The sequence below is a fragment of the Sorangium sp. So ce176 genome, assembly GCF_051519835.1.
Classification (GTDB): Bacteria; Myxococcota_A; Polyangia; order Polyangiales; family Polyangiaceae; genus Sorangium; species Sorangium cellulosum_G.
On the sequence record NZ_CP150371.1, the window covers coordinates 3,599,971 to 3,625,707 of the forward strand.

Sequence of the window (25,737 nt, forward strand, 5' to 3'; positions counted from 1 at the left end):
ACACGAAAACGCACACGCGCCGTCAGGCGCTCGCCGCCTCGATCGCTTCGGCGATCGTGAACGCCCCCTCGTAGAGCGCGCGGCCCACGATCACGCCGCTGACGCCGGGGAGCTGCGCGAGCGCCCGGAGGTGGGCGAGCGAGCCGACGCCGCCGGAGGCCAGCACGGGGAAGCCGCATGAGCCGGCGAGCTCACGCGTTGCCTCCAGGTTCGGCCCGACCTGCGTTCCGTCGCGGGAGACGTCGGTGTAGAGGAGCGCGGCGATCGGGGAGCCGGCGAGCGCGCGGGCGACGTCGAGCGCCGTGACCGAGGAGACCTGCTCCCAGCCCTGCACGGCCACGCGCCCGTCCTTCGCGTCGACGGCGACCACGACGCGCCCCGGGAAGCGGCCGGCGAGATCGCGCACGAGCGCCGGATCGTTCACCGCGGCGGTCCCGAGCACGATGCGGTCGGCGCCGAGCGCGAGGTAGCTCTCGGCCGCGGCGGCGGAGCGGATGCCGCCGCCCACCTGCACGCTGCCGCCGTTCACGCCGAACGCCGCGATGATCGCGCGGACCGCGTCGGCTTGCACGGGCATGCCGGCCCGGGCCCCTTCAAGATCGACCACGTGGAGCCGATCGCAGGCGCGGCGGAGGCGGGCGGCGAGCGCCGCGGGGTCCTGGTCGTAGACGGTGACCTGATCGTAGCGTCCCTGGTGGAGGCGCACGGCCTGGCCTCCGAGGAGATCGATGGCGGGGATGAGCTGCACGCGGCGGGTCTAGCGCGCCTCTGCGCCCGCGGGTAGAGGCGGCGAGGGCGGGCGGCGCTCGCCGCGCCGCCCCGCCGCCGCGCCGCGGCGTCACCACGCCCCGCGCGCGCCGATCACCACGCCGTCCGGCCCTGCCGCGAGCACGCGGGCGCGGATCCGCCTTGACGTCGCGGCGGCGGCCTCCTCGCCCTGCTTCGGCTCGGTCAGGAAGAGCACCGCCGCCGCCCCGAGCCCGGCCAGCCCCAGCCCGAAGCCGATCGTGCTGACGAGCCCCGTTGTGCTCGCGCTCTCCGCCGCGTCGATCCCCGTCTGATCGCACGCCGTCTCGTCGCTCACGCCGATCGCGCTGCCGCAGTGCTCCTCGACGACGCTCTTCTTGCCGAGCGTGAGCGCGCCCGTCACCCCGCCGAGCACGAGCCCCGCCACGCCCACGCCGCCCGCCACGAAGGCGGCCGTTCGCCGCCCCGAGATGCCGCCGGACGGCGCCGCCGTCGAGGCGCCGTTCACCTGCAGCGCCACGCGCTTCTTCTCGCCCTCGGCGAGCTGGATCCGCGTCTCCCAGACGGGCCCTCCCGGCGCCTGCGTCGACACGACGTGCTCGCCCGGCTCCACCGGCACGCCCTTGCCGAGCAGGGCGCCGTCCACCGCGCGGCCGTCGCGCTTCACCACCGTCCCTGCGGGCGCTCCCGGCGGGAGGGACAGCGACAGCTCCGGCACGAGCGGGCCCAGCCGATCGCGCTCCTTCCTGGCCACCTTCGCGCGCTCGCCTTGCCGGCTCTTCTGGTCCGGCGTCATCTGCTCGTACAGGGCCAGGTAGTCCCCGAAGCGCGTGAACGCGCTCGCGACGCGGCCCCACCTCGACTCGCAGATCGCGAGCGTGAAGAGCGCCCCCGGCTTCGGCTCGATCCGATGGCTCTCGGCGATGGACGCGCAGCCGGTCTCGTACTTGCCAGCCTCCATGTCGGCGAGGCCTCGGTCGAAGAGGGCCTCCGCCGCCGCGCTCTCCTGCGCCGCGGCGGGCGTCGCGGCGGCGAGGTGGCAGAGGGCGAGGGCGAGAGGAGCGATCCGGCGCAGGCAACGTGTCATGTTCTGGCGCACCCACAGGGCGAAGGGTCAACCGGCGTGCTCGAGCGTCGAGCCGACGTCGCGGCGGACATCGGACCTCAATCCCGCCCGAGCAAGGGAACTTTCGGGCGAGGCGGCGGGGGCCGTCGCTCGCTCGGGGGCGGCTTCGGCGCGGCCCTCGGGGGCGCGCTCGCTGTCGCGCGCGCGGTCGGCCCCGCGCTGGCGCTCGCGCTGGGCGCGGGCAGGGCGGGCTCCGCGACGGGCGCGGGCGCCGGCGCCGCGTCGGGGGCCGCCGTCGAGGGCTCCGCCGGCTGCGGGGGCGCGCTCGGCGCGGGGGTGACCGTGGCGCTGGCCGCGCCGGCGTCCGGCGCCGCGTCGTCCGGCGATGCAGCCACGGCCGCCTCGGGCTCGCCCCCGGCACGGAGCAGGAGCCAGCTCCCCATGCCGAGCACCCCGAGGCCCAGGACGACCGCTGCGGCGACGACCGGCGTCCAGCTCGGCCTCACCGGCACGAGCGCCCCCCCCGTGACGGAGGTCACCGAGGTCTCCATCATGGTCGCCGCGAGGGGCGCCCCCGCCGCGCGAGACGGGTGATCCGGCGGGCCCATCGGCGCGACGCCCGTCATCGAGGGCGCCAGCATCGCGGGCGCCGTGGTCATCGCGGGCGGCGTCGTCGCCTGCGCCGCGCTCGCGGGCGTCATCATCGCGGGCGCCGCCGTCCCGTGCGTCCCCAGCGCGGCCGTCGTCGGCATCGGCGTCGCGAGCACCGACGTGGGGGAGCTCCCCAGCGACCAGGGCGGCGCGCTCGCGTGGGGCGCCGGCCCGCTGCTCGGCGTGGCGACGCCGAGCACGTCGGCGAGCGCCTGCGCCGCCTCGCTCGCGGTGCGGAACCGCGCCGCAGGATCGACGGCCGTGGCGCGGGCGAACCACGCGTCGAAGCTCGGCGGCAGCACCACGCGGTTCGCCATCGCCCGCTTCATCGGGGCCTCCTGCGGCCCGTGGACGACCACGAGCGCGAACGCGATCACGTCGCCCGCGCTGAGCGCCTCCGGGCTCCAGTACGGCGTCCCGACGAGCAGCGTGTACGCGATCATCCCGAGCGCGTAGATGTCCACGGCGCTGGTGAGCTTCGTGTCGACCCGGAACTGCTCGGGCGCCATGTAGATGGGCGTCCCGAGGCTGCGCGTCACGCCGGCCGCGGTGCCGCCCTCGGCGAGCAGCTTCGCCACGCCGAAGTCGAGGATCTTCATGCGGGGCGTCCCGTCGTCCCGCTGCGTCACGAACAGGTTCTCGGGCTTCAGGTCCCGGTGGACGATGGATGCGGCGTGGGTCCGGTCGAGGGCCGACGCTGTCTGCTGGAGGATCGTCGCGACCTCGCCGGGCGGCAGCCTGCCGAGGCGCTTCAGGCGCTTGCCGAGCTCCTCGCCGCGCAGCAGCTCCATGACGAGGAACGGCATCCCGGTCGCCTCGTCGATGCCGGCGTCGAAGACGTCGACGATGTACTCGCTCTCGATGTCGGCCGTGATCTGCGCCTCGCGCTTGAAGCGGCTGCGCATCTCCTCGCTCTGGAAGAGGTACGCGTGCATCACCTTGAGCGCCCGGCGGCGGTTCGTCTCGATGTGCACCGCCTCGTAGACGGACCCCATCGCGCCGAGGGCGAGGAGGCGCACGACGCGATAGCGGTGCGCAAAGACTGTTCCGTCCGCGAGCGTGGCCGACACGGCGGGAGGGTCGCGCGCGGCGGCGGTCGCGTCAAGGATCCAGGACCGGCGGGGCCCTGCATGCCGCGCCCCTCCCTGCCGGCGCGCGCCTCGGCCGCCCGGACATCGCGCTCACCGCGCACAGCAGCCCGGCGCCGGCGTATTCGCCCGTCGGGGAGCGCTCCTGGAGGGGCCCGACCCTGAAGATTGCCGCTGCTCGCCGCCGCCGGCCGCCGCGTCATGCCGCTCCGCCGCCGTGGGTGCGGTCTCGAGACGAGCGCCGCGACTCCCACGCTCCTCGTGTCGAGCTCTGGCCGCGATCGTCGCTCGACTCCGCCTCACCGGAACAGAACGACACGTGATCGATCGTGGCCAGTCGCGAGCCACCGCGAGAGCCGGCCGTGGTCCCGCCGCCGTGACCTTCGCTGGGTCCTCTGTTCTAGGCACCTCCGCCCATGCCGGGCGACCCCGGGCCCCGCGCCACCGAGCGGACTCCGCGGTTTTTGCCTTGCTCCGGGAGCCTCCAGCGGTTCTTCTGGGCGCGCGGCGCGAGGGGACGGGGCGCAGGTGGCGAACGGCGTGGCGCAGCACGGAGGGGTGCTGGTAAAGTCGCACCGGGCTCGATTTCGACGTGGCCAGGAGCAGCGAGCGGACGTGAGGCAAGCGGGGCACGACGGAGCGGATGAGCCCGATGCGCGACGCGCTCGCCTCGCCGCGCGGGGCCGAGGAGCGCGAGCCGGAAGGGCATGCACTCCGCACTGTCGACAGCGCGCGGCGGCGGAGCCTTCGGCTCATGGCGGGCCGAGCCCATGGGCATGACCGGATCGGCGAGCGGTCGATCGGACACCATCCTGATCGTCGATGACGTGCCCGCCAACCTCGCGGTCGCCATCGCTCACCTGGAAGACCAGGGGTTCGAGGTCGCGATCGCGCAGGACGGCGAGGAGGCCCTGGAGCGGGCGGAGCTCCTGCGGCCGGATCTGATCCTGCTCGACGTCGTGCTGATGCCCGGGCTGGACGGCCTGGAGACGTGCCGGCGCCTGAAGGCGCGCGCGAGCACCCGAGAGATCCCCGTGATCTTCATGACCGCCCTGGCGGAGACCGCCGACAAGGTCGCCGGCTTCGAGGCCGGCGGCGTCGACTACGTCACCAAGCCGTTCCAGCTCGACGAGCTCGCCGCGCGCGTCAAGACGCACCTCGCCATGCACGCGATGCGCGGGAAGATCGAGGCGCAGAACGCGCAGCTCCAGCGCGAGATCACCATGCGCGAGCAGTTCGAGGCCGCGCTGAGGCTCGCCCGTGACGCCCTGGAGCAGCGGGTCGCGGAGCGCACGAACGAGCTCGCCGCCGCGAATGCCACGCTCCAGGAGGAGGTCGCCGAGCGCAAGCGGGCCCTCGTGGCCTTGCGGGAGAGCCAGGAGCTCCTCCGGGCCGTCATCGACAACTCGACGGCCATCGTCTACGTGAAGGACGCGGAGGGGCGGTATCTGCTGATCAACCGCCATTGCGAGAGGCTCCTTCATGTGACCGAGGCGTCGGTCCTCGGCAGGGCCGATCACGATCTGTTCCCCCGCGCGCAAGCCGACGCGTTCCGCGCCCTCGATCGGCGGGTGCTGGAGGCCCGGACGCCGCACCAGGCCGAGGAGCACGTGATGCAGGATGACGGCCTGCACACGTACATCTCGGTCAAGTGCCCGCTGTACGACGCCGCTGGCCGCCCGTACGCTGTCTGCGGGATATCGACCGACATCACCGAGCGCAAGCGCGCGGAGGAGGAGCGGGAGGCGCTCCTCGCCCGCGAGCAGGCCGCGCGCGAGAAGGCCGAGGCCGCTGATCGCCTGAAGGACGAGTTCCTCGCCACGCTCAGCCACGAGCTGCGCACGCCGCTCACCTCGATCGTCGGCTGGGCGCAGCTCCTGCGCAACGGCGTCGTGGACGCGGCCACCCTGCGGCGCGGCTGCGAGTCCATCGAGCGCAATGGCTGGGCCGAGCTGCAGATCATTGAGGATCTGCTCGACGTCTCCGCCATCGTCACCGGCAAGATGACGTTGAAGGCGCGTCCGGTCTGCCTCGTCTCGGTCCTCCGCGCCGCGCTCGACACGCTGAAGCTGGCCGCCGAGGCCAAGGGCGTCAGCGTCTCGATGTCATCGAGCCCGACGAGCGGGAGGGCCTGGGGCGACGGCGGTCGCTTGCAGCAAGTCGTCTGGAACCTGCTGAGCAACGCCATCAAATTCACGCCGTCCGGCGGGCGCGTCGCCGTGTCGCTCGAGGAGGTAGGCGGCGTGGCGCGCATCCGCGTCAGCGACACCGGGGAGGGGATCAGCGCGGAGTTTCTGCCGCACGTGTTCGAGCGGTTCCGCCAGGCGGACAGCTCGGTCCGGCGCGAGCGCGGCGGGCTCGGGCTCGGGCTCTCCATCGTGCGGCACCTCGTGGAGCTGCACGGCGGCACGGTTCGCGGCGAGAGCGACGGGCCGGGGCGGGGCGCGACGTTCACTGTCGATCTCCCCCTCGTTCCGGCGGTCGAGCAGCATGCTGCGCCGGGCACCGCCGGCGCGAGGCGGGGCGACGAGGAGGCCCCCGCGCGGGCCCTGGCCGGCATGCGCGTCGTGGTGATCGACGACGAGCCCGACATGCGGGAGCTGATGACGCGCCTCCTCGCAGGGGCGGGCGCCGAGGTCCGCGTGGCGGGGGTCGCGCGGGAGGGCTTCGAGCTGGTCGAGCCGTGGCGACCGGACGTCATCGTGAGCGACATCGGTCTGCCCGACGAGGACGGTCACGCGTTGATCCGCCGTGTCCGCGCGCTGCCCGCCGAGCGTGGCGGCAAGACACCCGCGGTCGCGCTGACCGCCCACGCCGGCCAGGGCGCGCGCGAGCAGACGCTCTCGGAGGGCTACCAGGTCCACATCGCCAAGCCTGTCGATCCCGCCACGCTCATCGAGGTGATCGCCAGCCTGGCCAGCCTCGGCAGGGCCGATCTCTCCCGCGCGTAGCGGGATGGAGCGCGGCCGGGGGCTCCCGCGCCTCGGGCGCGAGGCAGCGCGCGCCGTGGTCGCGCACCGAGCCCAGACGCCGTCGCGACGAAGATCCGCGAGGAGGGCGGCCACGCGCTCGCTCGCGCGGCCGATCTCTGCCGCTGCTGTCCCGGCGCGTCGGGCCGATCGCTGCCGTGGCAGCGGGCCGGCCGCGTCGGGCGGCACCTGGCCGGGCAGGCGCTGGTTGCGCGGCGTCGACGGGCGGATACCATCGCTCGCCGACGATGGCTGTGCTGACGCTCGAGCAAGCGGCGCGCCCGCTCCGGCAGGCGTACCGGGACGGCCGCCTCATCCCTTTTCTTGGCGCAGGCTTCTCTGCCCCGCTCCAGCTGCCGATGTGGAAGGAGCTGATGGGGTGGATGGGAGCGGCGCTCGGCTTCGAGCCCGCGCTCTTCGAGCTGCACGGCCTCCCCCCGCAGCTCGCCGGCTTCTTCGCCCGGGAGTGCGAGGGTGGCGTCGACAGCTTCATCGCCGAGATGCGCGCGCGTTTCCACGCGCGCGAGGTCGACGAGCGCCGGAGGAGCTCGTGCCAGCACAAGGCGCTGGCGCGCCGCGACTTCACGACGATCTACACGACGAACTTCGAGCACCACATCGAGGAGGCGCTGCGCGACGCGGGCAAGCCGGTCGTCGCCCTCTCCAAGTTCGACGATTTCGCGCGGTGCCCGGCCCAGGGCGTGTGCCAGGTCATCAAGTTTCATGGCGATCTCGACTGGCCGGAGACGGTGGTGCTGACCGAGTCCCAGTACTTCAGCCGCCTCCGGCTGGAGGCGGCGCCCGACCAGCGCCTGCGGGCGGATCTGCTCAGCAACAGCTTCCTCTTCCTCGGCTACAGCTTCAGCGACGTGGACATCCGGTACATCTGGTACCGCATGGAGCAGATGCGCATCGAGGGCAGCTCTCCTGGCGCCAAGCGAGCGCCGAAGCGCCGTGGCTACTGGGCGACCTTCGGCGCCGGGCTCGTCCAGCCCGCGCTGCTCGAGGACTGGCACATCGACGTGATCGAGCTCGACCCCAACGACAAGACGAAGAGCGTCGTGGATCTGCTCGACGCGCTGGACGGATGAGGGCGATGGCGATGGTCTATTTCGTCTCATCCAGCGAGAGAAAGCTCGAGGACATGGTCCACGCGTGGCAGGACGGCCCGACGCCGCTGCGTCTGTTGCTCCTCGACGTGCCCGAGGTCCTCTCCTCGGACCTCGACACGGTTGTACGGGAGAAGGCCATCGCTGCTTACCGCGTGGCGCTCGTGCCGCTGTTCGTGGAGCACGGCGGGCTCTTCATCGAGCACCTCAACGGCTTTCCCGGCCCGCTCGTGAAGCCGTTCTGGGAGCGGCTGCAAGACAGGATCTGTTCTCTCATCCCCCCGGGGCTCTCGCGCGCCGCGCGCGTCGTGCAGAAGGTGTGTTATTGCGACGGCCGGACGCTCCGCGTCTACACGGGCACCGTCCCTGGCGAGATCGCCTGCGAGCGGCGGGGCGAGTGCGGCGCGGACTGGGAGCCGATGTTCGTCCCCGCCGGGCACACGCGGACGCTGGGGCAGATGCCCCGTGACGAGCGCCTCCGCTGCTCGGCGATCGCGGAGGCCCTGCGCGCCTTCCGGTGCGATATAGGCCTGTGACGCGCGCCGCGCCCCTCCGGCGCGAGGACACGTGTGCTGGACGGCGCGTCGACCCAGGGCGACCCGCGCGCGTCGCACGACGCACGGACGCGCGGGCTGATGGTCCGATGAGGCGAACACGCGTCCTTCGAGGAGCGCCGCCCTGAAGACGCCATGACGACCTGCTGCGCGGACCCACGCAGCGCGCGGTCACAGCGATCACATTATCGCCGATCTCCCACATTCACCGACACGCGCGAGATCCAAGGTGCCTCGTGCGTTCCGGCACCGCTGAAAACCGAGTGTGCCACCAGATGAGGTGCTTGACTTTCGTATCGCATTGGAGTTCCTACCGTCCTCGATCGCGGCAAGGGAGCAAGAATCTGAGGTCTGGCATTCCTCTCCCCTGCGTCCAGAGGTTACGCCCAGTCTGCGCGGAGGAGATCCATGGAGTTCAGGTTGCTTGGCGGTTCAGGGTTCAAGGTTCCCGTGCTGAGCCTCGGGACGGGGACGTTCGGCGGAGGCAACGAGTTCTTCAAGGGGTGGGGCGCGAGCGACGTGGCCGAGGCGAGCCGGCTCGTCGACATCTCGCTCGAGGCCGGGCTGAACATGTTCGACTCGGCCGATATCTACTCTGACGGGCTGGCGGAGGAGATCCTCGGCCAGGCGATCAAGGGCCGGCGGGATCAGGTCATCATCTCCACGAAGGCGACCTTCCGGATGGGCGCGGGCCCGAACGACGTCGGTTCCTCGCGACATCATCTGGTGAGGTCGGTCGAGGGATGCTTGCGCCGGCTCCAGACGGATTACATCGATCTCTTCCAGCTCCACGGCTTCGACGCGCTCACGTCGATCGAGGAGACGCTCGGCACGCTGAACGATCTCGTGCGAGCTGGGAAGATTCGGTATCTCGGCTGCTCGAACTTCTCCGGCTGGCACCTGATGAAGTCGCTGGCGATCTCGGAGAAGTACGGTCTCTCTCGCTACGTGGCCCATCAGGCGTACTATTCGCTGATCGGGCGCGACTACGAGTGGGAGCTGATGCCGCTGGCGCTCGATCAGAAGGTCGGCGCGGTGGTCTGGAGCCCGCTGGGCTGGGGGCGGCTGACCGGGAAGATCCGGCGCGGGCAGCCGCTGCCGGAGGTCAGCCGGCTCCGGAACAAGCTGGCTGTCGACGGCGGTCCGCAGGTGGATGACGAGTATCTCTATCGCGTGGTCGACGCGCTCGACGAGGTGGCGAAGGAGACGGGCAAGACCGTCCCGCAGATCGCGATCAACTGGCTCTTGCAGCGGCCGAGCGTCGCGAACGTCATCATCGGCGCCCGGAACGAGGAGCAGCTTCGACAGAACCTTGGCGCGGTCGGGTGGAACCTGACGGCCGAGCAGGTCGCGAAGCTCGACGCGGCGAGCAAGACGAGGCTGGCGTACCCCTACTTTCATCAGACCGGGTTCGCCGAACGGAATCCGTTCCCCGTCGCGGTCTGATCGCCAGTGCCTGTTGCGGCGCGATCGACCCGCTCGATCGCTGTTTGATCGTCACGACCTGACGGCGCGTGGCCGCGGCCGCGGCCGCGCCCGGCGTGCGCCGCGGGCGCCCAGCCTCGGTCAGGTTCGACCGGGTGAGGGCGACACGAACGGGCGCCCGCGCGGTGGCGCCCAGTGTCCGGACGTGCAGAATCAGCGCCGTGCTCATCCTCAGTGACTTCGACGGAACGATCACCCTCGCGGACCTGACGAACCGGGTCTGGGACGCTCACCTCCGTTATGACTGGCGGCAGGCGCTGCTCACGCCTGTCGCTGACGGCCAGCTCACGCCGCTGGGGCTCCTCCAGCGCGGCTACGCCGATGTCGAACGCTCGGCAGCGGAGCTGCTGGAGGAGCTGCGCCCCCACGCCGCGCTGCGGCCCGGCTTCGAGGACTTGCTGGCGCTCTGCGCCCGCCGGGGGTGGGTCTTCCACGCCGTCAGCCACGGGCTACCGTTCTACATCCGCGAATTTCTGCCGCCCGGCACGGCGTTCTCCTGCTTCGATGCCGTCTTCGACGGGCGCTGGCGGGTCACGTTGCCCGAGGCGGTGCCGCTCGGTCCCGGGGACGACTTCAAGGTCCGCGTGATCGAGCAGCTGAAGGCGGCGACGGGCGAGACCGCCACGGTCTACATCGGCGACGGTCGCCTCGACTATCCCGCCGCGCGGCGCTGCGACCGCGTGTTCGCTGTGCGGGACAGCGCGCTCGACGCGCTCTGCGCCCGCGACGGGGTGCCGCGCACGCCTTTCGACAGCTTCACCGAGATCTGCGAGGCGCTCGACGACGAGGCGCGGCCCGCGGATGAACGTGCCGCGCGCGAGCATCGATAGAGCCCTCGTCAAGGCACGTCGTCATCCGGCCCGCGCCCCTGGCACGGGACTTCCCTCCTCTGCAGCGCGGGCACCGAGCACATGGCCGGTCAGGCCATGTCGGTCGCTCCGCTGCGCTCCCGCCGTAGCTGCGTGTCGCGGCGATGTCCTCGATGTGATTCCTTCCGGAGCCTATGATGTCCTCGCCGTCACCTCGAGAGCCCTGATGGGCGAGAGCAGGTTCTCAGCGTCGTGCCAGGCGTGCCAGGCGTGCCAACGGGGCGTGCCAGAGGACCCGGCGAGCAAACGCCTTCTGATGGATTGACCTCGCGGATCGGCGACGCTTCCTTGCTTCGGGTGATGCCGCGGACGACCTGCCTGCGGCGGGAACCACATTGCTCCACGTGCCGGGCACGGGACGTGCCGTGTGTAACGGGCACGGGACGTGCCGTGTGCAAGCGCCTCGATCGGTGCGGGCGTCTGTCCGGAAGAGCTCAGTTCCAGCATGGCGCGCCTACCAGACGAGTGCTAGATTGCAGGTTTTGCGAGTAGTACATCCGCAACCTGGACCTTAGATCGCTTTAGACGGTGTCCATGAGCGGCGGTATACAGCCCAGCTGTACCCATGGCATGATCAGAAGGGGGACGGGGGCGAGACCAGGGCGAGACCAGGGCGGGACCAGCGCGGGATCAGGACGGGATCAGAACTGGATATCAAGAGGAGCTTGACTTTCTGATCGAATTGGCTAGTTCCTATCCGCTTATCTCGAATGTATGAAGGCGACGTAGGAGGCTCGCCCGTTCGTCTTGTGCATTGCCTCTCAGGAGCCGCTTCGACCGCGGTCGTGTGCGTGCGGGGCAGGATACTGCGTTGTTGGCCACCCTCCGCGCATGCGCTTCGGAGAGGGCTCAGCGGCACAGGGCGAGCGTGGTGCAGGTGAACTGTAAATTGCGGCCCTTGCGAGAAGGCCAGCAGAAGGAGAGCGGTATGATCAGGCGAATGACCGGCGTGGCATTCCTGTTGTCTGCTGCTGCGTGCAGCGTCGCCCACGATGGCGAGATGATGGAAGAGCAAACCGCCGTTGCGATCGATGAGCTGGGCGTTGCGTACATCCGTGTCGACAACCAGGGGATGTCCCACGTGACCGCGTGGGACGAGAAGACGGGCTACGCCGGCCTGTGCTACGCGATGGCGCAGGATCGGCTCTTTCAGATGGACGTGCTGCGCCGCAGCGCTCAGGGCCGCCTCGCGGAGATCTACGGTCCCGGAGAGGCCGACACCTTCCTCAATCAGGACCTCCTCGCGCGCGCGCAGAACCTGCCCGCGTTCGCGGCGGCGCGCTACGCAGCGGCGGCCGCGCGCACCAAGCAGGCCCTGCAGGGCTGCGCCTCGGGCGTGAACCAGTACATCTCCAGAGCGAAGGCCTCGAGCAGCGGCTTGCCCCTCGAGTTCCAGACCCTCGGTTATCAGCCCGATCCGTGGACGCCTCAGGACAGCGTCCTCGCCTACATCTACGTGGGCGTCACGTTCGACACCCTGACGTGGTTCACCAAGCTCGAGCGCGCGTCGGTGGCGACCATCGCAGGGACGGAGGTCTCGACGACGCTGATCAAGGAGGCCCCGGACGATGTGTCGATGTTTGACGCGCAGGGCAACCTGAAGCCGGTCTCGCAGTTCCTCGTGCCGCCCGGTCCGAGCGCGCCGTCGGCCACCATCGTCAACCCGCCACCGCCGCCTTGCCTGGAGGGCTCGCGCGAGCTCGCGGAGCGGCTCCGGCGCATGGCGCCTGCTGGCGGGCGGGCCAGCAACGCGTGGGCGGTCGACGGGCGCCTCACCTCGACCGGCAAGCCGCTCCTGGCGACCGATCCGCACTTCCCTCACTCGACCCCGTCCGCCGTCTACGTGGCGCAGCTCAAGGTGCACGGGCAGTACAACGTGGCGGGCTGGATGGTGCCCGGGTTCCCCGGGTTCATCAGCGGCCACACCGACAGCATCGCCTGGGTGCCGACCTATTCGCTCTTCGACAGCGTCGATCTGTACGTGGAGACGCTCCGCGGAGCGAGCGGAGGGGGCGAGGAGGTGCTCATCAACGGCCAGTGGAGGCCGGTCACCACGCGCGCGGAGACGATCCGCGTGAAGGGGCAGCCTGACGTGCAGCGGACGTTCCGCGCGACGCCCCACGGGCCCGTCATCAATGATGGCCTCGATGGGCTGGAGTCGATCGGCACCCTCGCGCTGAAGTCCACCGCAGGTCAGCCGGAGTGGAAGGTGGATGGCTACTTCGAGATGCCGGAGGCGACGAACTGGACGAAGTTCAGGGCGGCGGCGCTGAAGCAGAGCATCGGGTGGAACTTCATCTTCGCGGACTATACCGGGCCCTACGGCCACATCGGCTACCAGAACTCAGGGCTCGCGCCGCAGCGCGAGAGCCCGCTCAACGCGCTCTATCCGGTGCCGGGGACGGGCGGACACGAGTGGACCGGGTACGCGACCAACGCCGAGCTGCCCTCGGTCTACGATCCGCCGTCGCATGTCCTGGTGACGGCGAATCACCGGATCGTCCCGCGGAGCTACGCGCCGAAGGGGCGCCCGGTCCACCTCGCCAACTACTGGGATATGCCGTGGCGCGCCCAGCGGATCATGACGCGGCTCACGACGGCGACGGCGCCGCTCACGCCGCAGGACATGGCGTCGATCCAGCTCGACACGCAGACAACGATCGGGTTGCCGCTGCGCGACACCTACCTGGCGGCGCTCGGGCGCGTCGGCCTGCCGGCGGACGATCCGAGCGCGGCCGCCGCGGTGGCCGCGCTCGAGCAGTGGGACGGGAACGCTGCGGCGAGCAGCCAGGGCGCGGCCGTCTACGAGATGCTCACGTTGATCCTGCTGCGCAACACGGTGAGGGACGTGATCGGGCCCGAGGAGTATGCGCTCTTCGCGCCCAGCGTGTTCCTCACGAACCAGCTCAGCGGCTTGATGGACGTGCTCGATAACCCGCGCGCGCCGTACTTCGGCGCCACCGCGGGCGTCGACCCGGGGGCCCTGCGCGACCAGGCCATCCGCACGGCGCTCGGCCAGGCGGACGCGATGCTCCGCGACGCGCTGGGACCGGACGTGAGCGCGTGGACCTGGGGCGGGATTCACACGCTGACCTACAACCACCCGCTCGCGGGCGAGGACGAGCGCTTCGATATCGGCACATTCCCCGCGACCGGCGATGTGGGGACGGTGAACATCGGCGGGTGGTTCGCGAAGGTCGGCAACCTGGATCTTCCGCCTGGTGATTTCGAGGCGGGAGGCGGGGTACGCGGCGCCCTCGATCAGGACTCGCTCAGCGCGACGCGCCTGGTCTGGAACCTCTCGCCGCTCGACGGCTCGCTGGGCGTGATGAGCACCGGCATGAGCGGGGATCCGCGCACGTCCCACTATGCGGATCACGCCGAGGCGTGGAGAGCGGGGCAGATCTTCCCGATGCCGTTCTCGTCCGCAGCGATCCCTTGAGTCGACCGAGACACGACCTGACCGGCGTCGCCATCACGAACACGACCTGACGGACGTCGCCGGCGATCGACGGCGTCCGAGCCCTACACCAAGAAGACCAGACGCCCTTGCGCCCTGACCCGGGTCAGGCCCCTGCCCGGCGCCCGCCACCGAACCCGCCTCGCGGGTCCCCGGATCCATCGCTCCGACGCCAGCCGCCGTCGCCAGTCGCCGCGTCGGTCAGGTCGCGACGGCCCCTTGATGCGGGGCACGTCGCCGCCGCCCGTCACGTCGCGAGGCCCTCCTTGACGTAGCCCGCCGCCGCACCAGACGACCTACCGATGGCCGCTATGTGCAGCGTACCCACGGCGGATCGAACGTTTCAGCCCGTGTGTGTGAATCAAGCGACAGTTTCTGCGCGTCCTCCCTATGCACATCAGGAAGTCCAGGAGACGTCGACCCACGAGCTCGCCGCCCTGAGGCGCTCCATCGGGGCGGCGCGCGAGCCCCCTTGTCGATCGCCCCTGTCGCGCCCGCGTCGGCGTTCGCGCGACACCTGGAGCGACACGAGCATCGACGCTTCACGGGCGCACGGGCAGGCTCTCAGCAGCGGGTGTGTATGGATGCTTACGTGCTCGGTGACCGGGGGATCGCCGGTCCTGGGTGAAAGCAAGGAAACAGGAGAGAATGCATGACATCGACGACACTGCGAGCTGAGGACATCACGGTGAGGGCCTGTGGTATCACCGACGTTGGCCGTGTTCGTAAGAACAACGAGGACACGCTCCTCATCGCGCATCTCGCGTCGGTCGCCAAGACAGCGCCGCCTGCCCAGGCGGTCACCTTCGAGGCGTCCTATCCCGTCTTGCTCGCCGTCTCCGATGGCATGGGCGGCGCGGCCGCCGGCGAGGTCGCGAGCGCCCTTGTCGTCGAGGCGCTGCGCCGCGCGATGGCCTCGGCGCGCGGCAACTGGGATGAGGCGACCCTCCTCGCCGTGGAGCGAGCAAACCGCGAGGTGTGGCAGGCCTCGCAGCAACCGGGCCACAAAGGGATGGGGGCGACGCTCACCGCGATCTGCGTACACGGAACGGAGGCGCACGTCGCCGAGGTGGGCGACTCGCGCGCCTACCTGATCCGCAACGGGCAAATTCTCCAGATCACGCACGATCAGAGCTTCGTGCAAGCGCTCATCGACGCGGGCATGATCCAGCCCGAGGAGGCGGAGCGCCACCCGATGAGGAGCATGCTTCTACAGGCGATGGGGCTGGACCCGGAGGTCAAGGCCAGCGTCGCCCGGCTCGATCTGCGGCGTGACGATCGCCTGCTGCTCTGCTCGGACGGGCTCTCCAACAAGCTCTCGGCCGCGGACATGCTCGCCGTGGTCGAGCAAGGTCCCTCGCTCGAGGCCACGTGCGAGCGGCTCGTCGCGCTCGCGAACGGTCGCGGCGGGGACGACAACATCACGGCGATCGTCGCCGAGGTGCATGGCGAAGGGCTCACGCCGCCGCGGAGGGGCGAGAGGGTCGCCCAGACGCTCCACACGGTCACCGAGTTCGAGCCGAAGAAGAAGAAGATCTGACGCTCGCCCTGCCGGCTCTGCCGCGCTGCCTCTTCAGCCCATCTGGCCGACCTGCGCGCGTCCCGTGGCGACGGGGGGAGCGCGTCGCCGCCGACCTCGCTGTCGCGGTGCGGCGCGCTCCGCGCTGGTCGCCCGGACTTTCGCGCGCCCGGGCTCGGTCGTGCTAGAGGCGGGCGGCAGGACAGGGGAGCGCGCATGATCTCGGGAACACTTCGCGGCGTCGCCTTCGATCTGGACGGGACCCTGCTGCGATCCGACCATTCGGTCTCCGCGGAGATGCGCTCGCTGTGCGCGGCGTTGAGCCGGCAGGGGATCCTGCTGACGCTGATCAGCTCGCGCCCCGCTCGCTCCGTGGAGGAGATCGCCCGCGGCCTCGGGCTTGAAGGCCCATGGTCGGCGCTGAACGGGGCCATCGTCATCGGCTCCGGCCGGGAGATCCTCGACCGCTCGCCGCTGCCGGAGGCGACCGTCGAGCGCCTCCTGGCGCGCTACGGGCGCGACGAGCGCGTCAGCCTGAACCTCTACGCGGGCTTCGACTGGATCGTTCAAGCCGTCGACGTTCGCGTCCGCGTCGAGGAGCACATCATCGGCTTCGCGCCCACGGTCGATGCAGGCTTCGCGAGCCGCCCCGTCACCGACAAGATCCTGATGATAACGGACGAAGCGACCGGAGGCGCATGGCTCGCCCAGGAGCTCGAGGCGCTCGACGACGATGTCGCCGTCGCGCGCTCGAAGCCGAATTATATCGAGATCACGCGCAGCAAGATCGACAAGGGGCGCGCGCTTGCGTTCATCGCCGCCTCCCGAGGGCTGTCCGCGCGGGAGATTGTCGCGGCCGGCGACGGCGAGAACGACATCCCCCTGCTGAAGGCGTCCGGTTATCCCATCGCGATGGGGCACAGCCCGCAATCGCTCAAGCAGGTGGCCGAGCTCGTCGTCGGCAGCAACGACGACGACTCGCTCACCGATGCGATCGGGCGCATCTTCGGCGCGGCTCGGTCGCGCTAGCTCGGGCGGCCTCTCACGCGCGGGCTCGCCGCGTCGGTCGCTCGGCCGCTGCTGGAGGGGGCACCGCGCCCCGGGGCGCCAGGTCGGCGCGGCGCTCAGATGTGCTTCGGCGGATTGAGCTTCTCGTCCGCCGACCTTCTCTGAACGAGCGCCTTGGCCTTCTCGTACAGGATCCGGAGCCGCCCGCCCTCGGGCTCCCAGTACTCGGCGCGCTCGACGCTCAGCTTCAGGAGGGCGGCGCGAGGGTGCTCGGGCCCGTCCGGCAACCACGCCTTCCACGACGGCTTCCAGAGGCTCCGGATCTTCTCCTCGTTCCTGTCGATCGTCGCGCGCGCCGAGATCGAGATGTATGCCCGATCCCGCGGCCTGTAGCAGCAGACCGCGACCTGGTGATCGTGGGCGATCTCGCCGGTCTTCGGCGTCTCCTCCTGCGTCACGAACCAGAGGTCGCAATCCATCAGCTCGGCCGGCTCCTGCATCTCCATCGGCCGCCCTCGCAGCAGCCCCTCCGGGGTCATCGTGACGAGCATGGCGGTGTCGAACTCCCTGAGCAGCGCGCGCAGCTCACCCATCGACCCGCGGGCCTGAGCCCTGGCTCCTGGCTCTCCACTCTGGTGTTGCTCTCCACTCTGGTGTTGCATGACCACAAAGCTTGTCCGCGAGCCCTGACCCGCAAGCAAGGGCGCGCCCGGACCCGCCTGCGCCGCGGCCTGGCGGCGCTCCGGCGCCCCCTGAGACCCGCTGCACAGGAGCCCGCCGACAGCGGGGATTTGCGCAGTTGGCGGGCGGGACGATGGCAGGATGCGACGCCGCGACGCGCGTCCGCTCGGCCGAAACGGCCCTCTCCATGCCGGAAGTGCCGTTCGGCAAAGGCGCCGGGACGGCACGCATCCTGCTCATTGCGGGGCACACCTCAACCCCGCCATCAGGCTCTGCCATGACCGCGCTCTGCGACGATCTCGACGATCGCGTCCCCGCCCTCTCGTTCCGGGACGACGCCGCCCGGCTCCGGGAGGACTTCCTCGTGCTCGCCGCGCACGAGATCAGGACCCCGCTCACCTCGCTGCTGCTCCAGCTCCAGCTCACGAAGCGGATGACCGAGCTCGAGCCCGAGAAGACCCCGGCGTGGGCGGCGGCGATGCTGGCCGTCTTCGACCGTCAGCTCGGCCGGCTCGCCAGGCTGTGCGACGACATGTTCGAGGCGCGGCGCGCCGAGCCGCCCCAGCGCGCCCCGGTCCGCGAGCGGGTCGACCTCGCCGCGCTCGTCCGCGGGGCGGTCGCGGCCGCTGTCGCGCACCGGCCGGCCGCGCGCGGCGCCATCGCTGTCGCCGTCGACGGCGCGGTGATCGGCCGGTGGGATCGATCCCAGATCGAGCGCATGGCCTTCCACCTGATCAAGAACGCGATCCTCTTCGGCGAGGACAAGCCGATCTCGGTCGAGGTGCGCGCGACGCGGCTGTGGGCGCGGCTCATCGTGCGCGACCACGGCATGGGGATCGCGCGCGAGGACCAGGAGCGCATCTTCGCGCCCTTCGAGCGCGCGGTCCCGGTGGAGCGCTTCGGCGGCCTGGGGCTCGGCCTCTACATCGCGCACGCCGCGGCGCGCGCGCACGGCGGCGCGATCCGCGTGCAGAGCGAGCTCGGCCGCGGCGCGGCGTTCATCGTCGACCTCCCCCTCGCGCCGCGCCCGACCGAGCGCGGGCTCGCGGCGCGCAGGGGGCGCCTCACGTCACGGCGCGGCCTGGCCCCGCGCGCGCCCGAGCTGCCGCGCGCCGCGCACCTCAAGCTCGCGCACCACCGCTTGCTGCGCTCGCACTAGGTCCCTCGGGGCTCCGCCCCGAACCCGGCGTCCGCGTCGCGGCTCACCCGCCGAGGAACCGGACGAGCAGGCGCAGGCCGGTCTCCTGGCTCTTCTCGGGGTGGAACTGCGTCGCTGTCACGTTGTCCCGCTCGAGCGCCGCGGTGATCCGGTGCGGGCCGTGCTGCGTCGTCGCCGCGATCAGCGTCGGATCGTCAGGGACGGCGTGGTAGCTGTGGACGAAGTAGACGAACGGGTTCTCGCCCCCGAACGCGCGGAGCGGGCCCTGGACCTCGCGGGTGATCGCGATGCGGTTCCACCCCATGTGGGGGATCTTGATCCCGGCCCAGGGCTCGCCCGCAGGCGCGCTGGCCTCGGCCCCGTTCATCGCCGGGGTGAGGCGCTTGACGATACCCGGGAAGACGCCGAGCCCTCGCGCGCCTTCGGCCTCCTCGCTCGCGTCGAGGAGCGCCTGCATGCCGAGGCAGATGCCGAGGTACGGCGTGCCCTTTCGGATCTGCTCGCGCAGCGCGTCGCCGAGCCCGGTCGCCAGCGCGGCCGCGCAGTCGCGGAAGGCGCCCTGGCCCGGCACCACCACCTTGTCCGCCCGCGCGATGAGCTCCGGATCGCCCGTGCGCGTCACGGCGCACGGCGCGCCGGCCTCTCCGGCGGCCTGGAGGAGCGCACGCTCGACGGAGCGCAGGTTGCCCATCCCGAAGTCGACGAGGGCGATCGCTTGCATGGTCAGAGGCTCCCCTTGGTGGACGGGATCCCGGCGACGCGCGGCTCGATCCGGGTCGCCTTCATCAGCGCCTTGGCGAACGATTTGAAGCAGATCTCGACGATGTGGTGCAGGTTGTCCCCCTCGATGAGGCGGACGTGGAGGTTGGCGCCCACGCCGCGCGCGAAGCCCTCGAAGAACACGGGGGCGAGCTCGACGTCCCAGGTGCCGAGCTTCGCCTTGGGCAGCGGCACGCGCCAGACGAAGTACGGCCTGCCCGAGAGGTCCAGCGCGCACTGCGCCATCGCCTCGTCCATGGGGAGCGTCGCCTCGCCGTAGCGCGCGATGCCCGCCTTGTCGCCGAGCGCCTGCTGCACGGCCGTGCCCAGGGTGATGCCGCAGTCCTCGGTCGTGTGGTGGCCGTCGATCTCCACGTCGCCCTCGGCGTGGATCGTGAGGTCGAACAGGCCGTGGCGGGCGATCTGATCGAGCATGTGCGTGAGGAAGGGGAGCGGTGTCTTGATCGACGAGCGGCCCTGGCCGTCGAGATCGATCTCGATGCGGATGTCGGTCTCGCGCGTCTTGCGCTCGACGTTGGCGATGCGGGGCATGGCGCGTAGGGTAGTCGCCCCGGAAGGCGATGGGGAGCGCCACGGATGAGCCGCCCGTCCGCTGCTTCGGCCCCCGTCCACCTCCGCTTCCACCGCCGCGCCTGGCCACGTCGGGTTTCCCGGCGCCCGGCTGGCGGGTCTTGGACGCAAGCGCCGGATGGAATAAGGTGGCCCCCTGGACAACGTGGCGATGGCGGCGCCCGAAGGCAGCCCCAACGCAGGAGCGTCCGTGAGCGCACCGGTAGCCGAAGGTCAAATTCTGTCGGGGAAATACCGGGTCGAGAGCATCCTCGGGCAGGGGGGCATGGGCGTCGTCGTCGCCGCCTTGCACGAGCAGCTCCAGCAGCGGGTCGCCATCAAGCTGCTCCACCCCGGCGCCAACGCGGAGATGGTGGAGCGCTTCGTGCGCGAGGCGCGCGCGGCGGTGCGCCTGAAGAGCGAGCACGTCGCGCGCGTGCTCGACGTCGGCACGCTCGAGACCGGCGCGCCGTTCATGGTGATGGAGTACCTGGACGGGAGCGATCTGCAGCAGACCCTGCGGCAGCGCGGCCCGCTCGAGCTCGAGGAGGCCGTGGGCTACGTGCTCGAGGCGTGCGAGGCCATCGCCGAGGCGCACGCGGCCGGCATCATCCACCGCGATCTCAAGCCGGCGAACCTGTTCCTCGCGCGCGGGGCCGACGGCAGCGGCATGGTGAAGGTGCTCGACTTCGGCATCTCGAAGGCGCTGGCGGAGCCGTCGGCGACCGGGGCCGAGCCGGAGCTCGGGCTGACGAAGACGGCGATGGTGCTCGGGTCGCCGCTCTACATGGCGCCAGAGCAGATGCGCTCGGCGCGCACGGTCGACACGCGCGCGGACATCTGGTCGCTCGGCGCCATCCTTTACCAGCTGCTCACGGCGCGCGTCCCGTTCGACGCGACCTCGCTGTCCGAGCTCATCCTGATGATCAACACCGAGGCGCCGCCGTCTCCGAGCCTCTTCCGGCGCGACCTGCCGCCGGGCCTGGAGGCGGCGATCTTGCGCTGCCTCGAGAAGGACGTCACGAAGCGCTTCAGGTCCGTCGCCGAGCTCGCTGGCGCCATCGTGGATTTCGGTCCTCCGCTCGCGCTGGCCTCGCTGGAGCGCATCGAGCGGACGCTGGGGCTCGTGCCCGCGGTCGCCTGGCGCGACCGGGCGAGCGCCGCGCGCGAGCGGATGAGCGTCCCTCCCTGGCCGACCGCGCAGGAGCGGGCGAGCAGCGTCCCCGCGGCGACGGCGCAGTGGCGGGGGAGCGGCAGCGTCGCGCCGCCCGCGGGCTCCACGGCCGGCGGCATGGCGGCGGCCGCGACGGCCGGCCACACGGCGGGTCCGGCGGCCACGGCGCCTGGCTGGTCGGCCGCGGGCTCGGCGTCCGCCGGTCGCAAGCGGAGCAGCCTGGTGCTCGCGCTCGTCGGGGTCGGGGTCGCGGCGGTGGTGCTCGGCGGGGTCTTGCGCTTCTTCACGTTCCGCGGCGACCCGGCCGCCCCTGCGGCTGACCCGCCGACAACGGCCGCGATCACCTCTGTCGAGCCGTCCGCGCCCACCACAGCGGCTCCGCCTGTCGCGCCGGTCGTGACCGCCGCGACCCTGGCGGCGCCGGTGGAGACGGCGACCGCGCCGACACCGTCTCCGTCGGCGACCGCATCGGCGGCGCCTCCGGCGACCGCGCGGCCGGCCCCCACGGCGCCCCGGCGGACGGGCCCAGCGGGGTCGGCTTCGGCTCGACCGGCCGCGACAGCTCCGCCCTCGGCGGCGCCGTCGACCACGACCGCCGCGCCGCAGGGGAACGCGAATCCCAGCGTCTTCGATCGGCTCAACGAGAGAGCACCCAAGTGAGCTTGCCTGAAAACGAACGACGCCCGCGGTGGAGCCGCGGGCGTTTCCACATCGCCGCCGCGCTCGCGCTCGGCGGCGTCACGCTGATCGGCCCCGCGCCTGCTGCGGCTCAGCCCGCACCAGCCGCAGCCCAACCTGCGCCAGGCGCGAGCGCCCCTGCGGCCCAGCGGCCGCTGTCCGAGACGCTCTCGGGCGAGGCCAAGGCCGAGTACGAGGCCGCGCGGATCCTCTTCAACGACGGCGACCACCGCAACGCGATCATCAAGTTCGAGCGCGCCTACGAGCTCTCCCGCGACCCGCGGTTGCTCTGGAACATCGCGCTCTGCCAGAAGAACCTGAAGCGCTACACGCGCCTGCTCGCGACGATCGAGCTGCTCCTCCGCGACGCGGGCCCGCAGCTCACCGAGCAGGACCGCAAGGACGCCGCGGAGCTCATCGAGGCGACGAAGGCCTATGTGAGCCGCCTCGATCTCCAGGCGAGCGAGGCGGGCGCGACCGTCCTCGTCGACGGCGAGGAGGTCGGCAAGACGCCGCTGGGCGAGCCCGTGCTGCTCGACATCGGCACCCGCAGGATCCGGGTGACCAAGAAGGGCTTCAAGGACGTCGAGGTCACCGAGCAGGTGGCGGGCGGCGGCGTGGTCACGGTCAAGGCCACGCTGGAGAGAGAGGTCCACGAGGGCCGGCTCGTCATCGCGGCGCCGCCGGATGCCGTCATCTCCCTCGATGGCCGCGTGGTCGGCCGCGGCACCTGGGAGGGCCCGGTGCCGAGCGGCGGGCATGCGCTCCGCGTCACGGCGTCAGGCATGGTGTCGCACCAGTCCGAGGTCATGATCCTCGACAACCAGACGCGTCGCGTGGAGGTCTCGCTGCTTCCGCAGCCCAAGGGGAGCAACATCGAGACCTGGATCTGGGTCGGCGGCGGCGTTGTCGTGCTCGCGGGCGCGCTCCTCCTGGGCTTCGGGGTGCTGGGCGGGGACCCGCCGGTCAACGGCAACACGTCGCCCGGCTCGGTCCCCCTGTCCGCGCGGGGCGGCGCCTCGTTCACGATCCCCTTCGGGGGTGGCCGATGACGCGCGGCCGCCGGTACGGGCTCGTCTGGCCCGCAGCGATCGTGGCGCTCGCGTGCGGGGGCTGCTCCGCGCAGGACGAGATCGTCATCGCCATCTCGACGGATCTCGCGCTGCCGAAGGACTTCGACGTCCTCCAGGTGCAGGTGTTCGAGGGCGGCGCCCGCAAGTTCGATCAGGCTTACGAGCGGCTCGGCGAGGCCGATCCTGCCGCGCGGTTGCCGGCGACGATCGGCTTCTACTCCGCGAACGGCGGGGGTGAATCGATCCGGATCAAGATCAGCGCCCGCGTCGGCGACGCGCTCGGCCCGGTGCGCATCCTGCGCGAGGCGGTCACGAGGATCCCGAAGGATCGCGTCGCGCTGCTGACCCTGCCGCTCGACTTCCTCTGCGACGACTCGGCGCGCAGCGAGGAGACAGGCGACGTCGTGAGCACGCTCTGCGAGGAGGGGCAGACGTGCGTCGCGGGGGCGTGCGTGTCGAGCCAGATCGACTCGAGCGCGCTGCCCGACTACGCGCCCAGGGACGTCTACGGCGGCGGCCTCGGCGACGGGAGCGGGGACTGCTTCGACGTGACCGAGTGCTTCGCGGGCGGGGCGCCGGCGGCTGTCGACGCGGAGACGTGCTCCATCGCGGCCGACCGCGGGGCCATGCTGAACGTGGCGCTGCAGACGGCGGCGGGCGACGGGATCTGCGACGACGGCGAGGGCGACGACAGGCGGTGCCTGGTGGCGCTCGACGCCGGGAGCGACGCCGGCTTCCGGGTCGAGGAAGACGGGCGGATAACGCTGCCGCCAGCTGTGTGCGGGCGGATGGCGGACAGGATCGCGGCCGTGCTGACGGCGCCGACGACGGCAGCGTGCGCCCAGAAGACCGCGGGGCTCCCGACGTGCGGGCCGTGGTCGGCGTCGGGGTCGAAGGAGCCCTGACCAGGGGGGCTACCTGACGGCTGCGGGCGCGTCTCCCCCTCGCCACCGGCGACGGCCGGCGAGGATCGTCGCGACCGCGGCGAGCAGCCACAAGGCCGAGGGCGCCGCTGCCCCTTCCGCGCGCGCCGCGAGCCCGCAGCCGTTGCCGTGAGCCCGCGGCGCGCCGTCGCCGGGCTGCGAAGCGCCACGACCGCCGCCGCCGACATCACCGCTGCCGCCCCCGCCGCCTTCCTCGCCGCCCGCGCCCCCGCCGCCTCCTGCGCCGGTGCCGCCGTCGCCGCCCGCGCCGCCGTCGCCGCCCGCGCCGTCGCCGCCCGTGCCGCCGCTCCCAGCGCCCGCGTCGTTGGGCACGCAACCGCCGGCCACGCAGGTGCCGCCGGGGCAGCGCGCGCCCTCTTTCGGGAACAGGGCGCACTCGCCGTACCGCGGGTGGCACTGCGCGGCGGTGCAGACGTCGCCGGAGGGCGCGCACTGCAGCGGATCGCCGCCCTTGCAGACGCCGCCCTGGCAGGCGTCGGTCAGCGTGCAGGGATCGCCGTCGTCGCACGGCGCGCCATCGGGCCTCTGCGGCGCGTCGCAGGCGCACGCGTCGCCCACGCCGTCGCCGTTCGTGTCCTCCTGCGCGCTGTTCGCCAGGAGCGGGCAGTTGTCGTCGCCGTCGGGCACGCCGTCGCCGTCGTCGTCGTCATCGCAGCGGTCGCCCGCCCCGTCGTCGTCGTCGTCGTTCTGGCTCGGGTTCGCGATCACCGGGCAGTTGTCCGTGCGGTCCGGGGCCCCGTCGCCGTCGTCGTCGTCGTCGCACACGTCGCCGTCGCCGTCGCCGTCGAGATCGGCCTGGTCGGGGTTCGGGGCGGCGCGGCAGTTGTCGACGCCGTCCTCCACGCCGTCGTCATCCATGTCCCTGGCGTTCAGATCGCACGCGTCGCCCCGATCGTCCCCGTCCTCGTCGGCCTGATCGGGGTTGGGGACGAGGGGACAGTTATCGACCTCATCCGCGAGCGCGTCGTTGTCGTCGTCGCTGTCGCACGCGTCCCCGCTCTCGTCCGGCGGCGACTCGCGGGGGTTGTTCTCCTGCCCCGCGTTGGGCGCCGACGGGCAGTTGTCGACGGCGTCGGGCACGCCGTCGCCGTCGTCGTCAGGATCGCAGGCGTCGCCCGCGCCGTCGCCATCCAGGTCCGATTGGTCGGCGTTGGGCACGAGCGGGCAATTGTCACGGTCGTCGATCGCTCCGTCGCCGTCGTCGTCGGGATCGCAGGCGTCGCCGTGGCCATCGGTGTCGGTGTCGGTCTGATCGGGGTTCGGCGCCGCCGGACAGTTGTCCTCGACGTCGTCCGCCCCGTCGCCGTCGCTGTCGTGGTCCAGGTCCCAGTTGACGACGACGGCGCGCTCTGCCGCCGTCATCCCGAGCAGCGTCCCCTCGGGGAGGGCATCGAGGGAGGCCGCGCTCGCGTGCGCATCGGCCCGGCTCGCGCGCTGCCCGCCGAAGTGCATGAGGACCCGCGTCCCCCCGGGCGGAAGCGGCAGGACGAACTCGGCGAAGGGGCCCTGCATGCCCGCGCAGTCGAAGACGATCATCCCGACGCGCACCGGCGCGATCACCGCGGAGGGCCCGTGGAAGTTGAAATGCAGGCTCGGATCTCCCGCCATGTCGGCGTCGTCCGTGGCGAGCCATCGATCGGCCGGCGTGAACTCCAGGTCTCCGCTCTGCGTTTGCGTGATGGTGGTGCTGTCGTCGGCCCCGACGTTCGACTCGATCCGCACGACGGCGTCGAGCGTGCCGTCGGTGGGGTTGTGGAGGATCTCCAGGAAGCGCGCCCAGCCTGCGTCTGCGGGCACGTACACCTTCCGGGTGACCTCGAGGTTGCCGAGGAGCGTCGGCCCGTGGACGAGCTGCCGCCCGTCCATCTCCGCCGCACGCGTCGAGGCAGGGAAGCTGACGCCGTCGACGCGCAGCCGTATGCCGGTGTCGAAGGCGTCGGCGCTCCCGTCGCTGATCACCCCATCTGTCCCGACGTCCCACCGGAAGCCGAGGCCATCGATGAGCTCCTGGAGGGGCCCCGCGGAGGAGCACTGCGCCGCCGCGCTCCGCGGCGCCGCCGCGATCGCCAGCGTGACGCCGAGCGCTGAGGCCATGACGGTTCGCTTCATCATCTCTCTCTTGCTTCCGGACCGCGCCGCGCGGCCCGACCGCGCCCCGTCGCCCTCACGGCGCC

The 25,737-nt window shown here is 71.8% G+C and carries 19 protein-coding genes; 12 read left to right on the forward strand and 7 right to left on the reverse strand.

The genetic code is table 11. The features are described 5' to 3' along the window. Positions 1-22: 22 nt before the first annotated feature. The 3 genes from hisA to WMF42_RS13660 all read right to left on the reverse strand — a co-directional run bounded on the left by hisA (position 23) and on the right by WMF42_RS13660 (position 3,534). A complete protein-coding gene (gene hisA, locus WMF42_RS13650; protein WP_061610876.1) occupies positions 23-748 on the reverse strand; it encodes a 1-(5-phosphoribosyl)-5-[(5-phosphoribosylamino)methylideneamino]imidazole-4-carboxamide isomerase in 726 nt (241 codons plus the stop codon). A gap of 90 nt (positions 749-838) precedes the next feature. Continuing rightward, a complete protein-coding gene (locus WMF42_RS13655) occupies positions 839-1,834 on the reverse strand; it encodes a hypothetical protein (protein WP_437692328.1) in 996 nt (331 codons plus the stop codon). A gap of 77 nt (positions 1,835-1,911) precedes the next feature. After that, positions 1,912-3,534 carry a protein kinase domain-containing protein gene (locus WMF42_RS13660; RefSeq protein ID WP_437692330.1) on the reverse strand — a complete coding sequence of 541 codons (1,623 nt, stop codon included), beginning with the start codon at positions 3,532-3,534 and terminating at the stop codon, positions 1,912-1,914. A gap of 725 nt (positions 3,535-4,259) precedes the next feature. On the opposite strand from WMF42_RS13660, the gene WMF42_RS13665 reads away from it, so the two are divergent. The 8 genes from WMF42_RS13665 (at position 4,260) to WMF42_RS13700 (ending at position 16,546) form a co-directional block, all read left to right on the forward strand. Beyond that, positions 4,260-6,503 carry a response regulator gene (locus WMF42_RS13665; RefSeq protein WP_437692331.1) on the forward strand — a complete coding sequence of 748 codons (2,244 nt, stop codon included), beginning with the start codon at positions 4,260-4,262 and terminating at the stop codon, positions 6,501-6,503. A gap of 266 nt (positions 6,504-6,769) precedes the next feature. Beyond that, positions 6,770-7,612 carry an SIR2 family NAD-dependent protein deacylase gene (locus WMF42_RS13670; RefSeq protein WP_437692333.1) on the forward strand — a complete coding sequence of 281 codons (843 nt, stop codon included), beginning with the start codon at positions 6,770-6,772 and terminating at the stop codon, positions 7,610-7,612. A gap of 5 nt (positions 7,613-7,617) precedes the next feature. Beyond that, positions 7,618-8,166 carry a non-canonical purine NTP pyrophosphatase gene (locus WMF42_RS13675; protein WP_437692335.1) on the forward strand — a complete coding sequence of 183 codons (549 nt, stop codon included), beginning with the start codon at positions 7,618-7,620 and terminating at the stop codon, positions 8,164-8,166. Between the two features lie 426 nt (positions 8,167-8,592). Then, positions 8,593-9,630 (forward strand): aldo/keto reductase, encoded by a 1,038-nt coding sequence (locus WMF42_RS13680; RefSeq protein WP_437692337.1) that lies wholly within the window; start codon positions 8,593-8,595, stop codon positions 9,628-9,630. A gap of 200 nt (positions 9,631-9,830) precedes the next feature. Beyond that, positions 9,831-10,499, forward strand: coding sequence for an HAD-IB family phosphatase (locus WMF42_RS13685; protein WP_061607673.1), 669 nt, complete (start codon positions 9,831-9,833; stop codon positions 10,497-10,499). 979 nt (positions 10,500-11,478) lie between these two features. Further along, entirely contained in the window at positions 11,479-13,980 is a 2,502-nt protein-coding gene (locus tag WMF42_RS13690) for a penicillin acylase family protein (protein WP_233561370.1), read from the forward strand. Positions 13,981-14,650: 670 nt separating this feature from the next. After that, positions 14,651-15,538: a PP2C family protein-serine/threonine phosphatase gene (locus tag WMF42_RS13695; RefSeq protein ID WP_061607675.1), complete on the forward strand. Its 888-nt coding sequence runs from the start codon at positions 14,651-14,653 to the stop codon at positions 15,536-15,538. 195 nt (positions 15,539-15,733) lie between these two features. Further along, positions 15,734-16,546 carry a Cof-type HAD-IIB family hydrolase gene (locus tag WMF42_RS13700; protein WP_437692340.1) on the forward strand — a complete coding sequence of 271 codons (813 nt, stop codon included), beginning with the start codon at positions 15,734-15,736 and terminating at the stop codon, positions 16,544-16,546. Positions 16,547-16,641: 95 nt separating this feature from the next. On the opposite strand, the gene WMF42_RS13705 is transcribed toward WMF42_RS13700, so the two are convergent. Further along, complete coding sequence (locus WMF42_RS13705; RefSeq protein ID WP_061607677.1) at positions 16,642-17,118, reverse strand: pyridoxamine 5'-phosphate oxidase family protein; 477 nt, start codon at positions 17,116-17,118, stop codon at positions 16,642-16,644. A 365-nt stretch (positions 17,119-17,483) separates the two neighbouring features. Here WMF42_RS13705 and WMF42_RS13710 point away from each other — a divergent pair, with 365 nt between their 5' ends. Then, positions 17,484-18,365 (forward strand): sensor histidine kinase, encoded by an 882-nt coding sequence (locus WMF42_RS13710; RefSeq protein WP_437692342.1) that lies wholly within the window; start codon positions 17,484-17,486, stop codon positions 18,363-18,365. A gap of 43 nt (positions 18,366-18,408) precedes the next feature. Here the strand turns inward: WMF42_RS13710 and hisH are convergent, their stop codons facing one another. Then, the gene (gene hisH, locus WMF42_RS13715) at positions 18,409-19,086 is read right to left on the reverse strand and encodes an imidazole glycerol phosphate synthase subunit HisH (protein WP_061607679.1); all 678 of its coding nucleotides are present in this window, start codon (positions 19,084-19,086) and stop codon (positions 18,409-18,411) included. 2 nt (positions 19,087-19,088) lie between these two features. Further along, positions 19,089-19,676, reverse strand: a complete 588-nt coding sequence (hisB, locus tag WMF42_RS13720; protein ID WP_061607680.1) for an imidazoleglycerol-phosphate dehydratase HisB — start codon at positions 19,674-19,676, stop codon at positions 19,089-19,091. 229 nt (positions 19,677-19,905) lie between these two features. On the opposite strand from hisB, the gene WMF42_RS13725 reads away from it, so the two are divergent. The 3 genes from WMF42_RS13725 to WMF42_RS13735 are packed head-to-tail and all read left to right on the forward strand — an operon-like array spanning position 19,906 to position 23,524. Next, positions 19,906-21,528 carry a serine/threonine-protein kinase gene (locus WMF42_RS13725; protein WP_437692345.1) on the forward strand — a complete coding sequence of 541 codons (1,623 nt, stop codon included), beginning with the start codon at positions 19,906-19,908 and terminating at the stop codon, positions 21,526-21,528. After that, entirely contained in the window at positions 21,525-22,598 is a 1,074-nt protein-coding gene (locus WMF42_RS13730; protein ID WP_437692346.1) for a PEGA domain-containing protein, read from the forward strand. The genes WMF42_RS13725 and WMF42_RS13730 overlap by 4 nt, the downstream gene beginning before the upstream one ends. Further along, complete coding sequence (locus tag WMF42_RS13735; RefSeq protein WP_437692348.1) at positions 22,595-23,524, forward strand: hypothetical protein; 930 nt, start codon at positions 22,595-22,597, stop codon at positions 23,522-23,524. Before WMF42_RS13730 ends, WMF42_RS13735 begins: the two co-directional genes overlap by 4 nt. A 9-nt stretch (positions 23,525-23,533) precedes the next feature. Here the strand turns inward: WMF42_RS13735 and WMF42_RS13740 are convergent, their stop codons facing one another. Beyond that, positions 23,534-25,675 carry a thrombospondin type 3 repeat-containing protein gene (locus WMF42_RS13740; protein ID WP_437692349.1) on the reverse strand — a complete coding sequence of 714 codons (2,142 nt, stop codon included), beginning with the start codon at positions 25,673-25,675 and terminating at the stop codon, positions 23,534-23,536. Between the last annotated feature and the right edge of the window lie 62 nt (positions 25,676-25,737).

Bases quoted from the DNA above. Each gene is read 5' to 3' on its own strand.
- WMF42_RS13655 (WP_437692328.1), bottom strand. From the start codon at position 1,834: ATGACACGTTGCCTGCGCCGGATCGCTCCTCTCGCCCTCGCCCTCTGC.
- WMF42_RS13665 (WP_437692331.1), top strand. From the start codon at position 4,260: ATGCACTCCGCACTGTCGACAGCGCGCGGCGGCGGAGCCTTCGGCTCA.
- WMF42_RS13670 (WP_437692333.1), top strand. From the start codon at position 6,770: ATGGCTGTGCTGACGCTCGAGCAAGCGGCGCGCCCGCTCCGGCAGGCG.
- WMF42_RS13675 (WP_437692335.1), top strand. From the start codon at position 7,618: ATGGCGATGGTCTATTTCGTCTCATCCAGCGAGAGAAAGCTCGAGGAC.
- WMF42_RS13680 (WP_437692337.1), top strand. From the start codon at position 8,593: ATGGAGTTCAGGTTGCTTGGCGGTTCAGGGTTCAAGGTTCCCGTGCTG.
- WMF42_RS13690 (WP_233561370.1), top strand. From the start codon at position 11,479: ATGACCGGCGTGGCATTCCTGTTGTCTGCTGCTGCGTGCAGCGTCGCC.
- WMF42_RS13695 (WP_061607675.1), top strand. From the start codon at position 14,651: ATGACATCGACGACACTGCGAGCTGAGGACATCACGGTGAGGGCCTGT.
- WMF42_RS13700 (WP_437692340.1), top strand. From the start codon at position 15,734: ATGATCTCGGGAACACTTCGCGGCGTCGCCTTCGATCTGGACGGGACC.
- WMF42_RS13705 (WP_061607677.1), bottom strand. From the start codon at position 17,118: ATGGGTGAGCTGCGCGCGCTGCTCAGGGAGTTCGACACCGCCATGCTC.
- WMF42_RS13710 (WP_437692342.1), top strand. From the start codon at position 17,484: ATGACCGCGCTCTGCGACGATCTCGACGATCGCGTCCCCGCCCTCTCG.
- hisH (WP_061607679.1), bottom strand. From the start codon at position 19,086: ATGCAAGCGATCGCCCTCGTCGACTTCGGGATGGGCAACCTGCGCTCC.
- hisB (WP_061607680.1), bottom strand. From the start codon at position 19,676: ATGCCCCGCATCGCCAACGTCGAGCGCAAGACGCGCGAGACCGACATC.
- WMF42_RS13735 (WP_437692348.1), top strand. From the start codon at position 22,595: ATGACGCGCGGCCGCCGGTACGGGCTCGTCTGGCCCGCAGCGATCGTG.
- WMF42_RS13740 (WP_437692349.1), bottom strand. From the start codon at position 25,675: ATGATGAAGCGAACCGTCATGGCCTCAGCGCTCGGCGTCACGCTGGCG.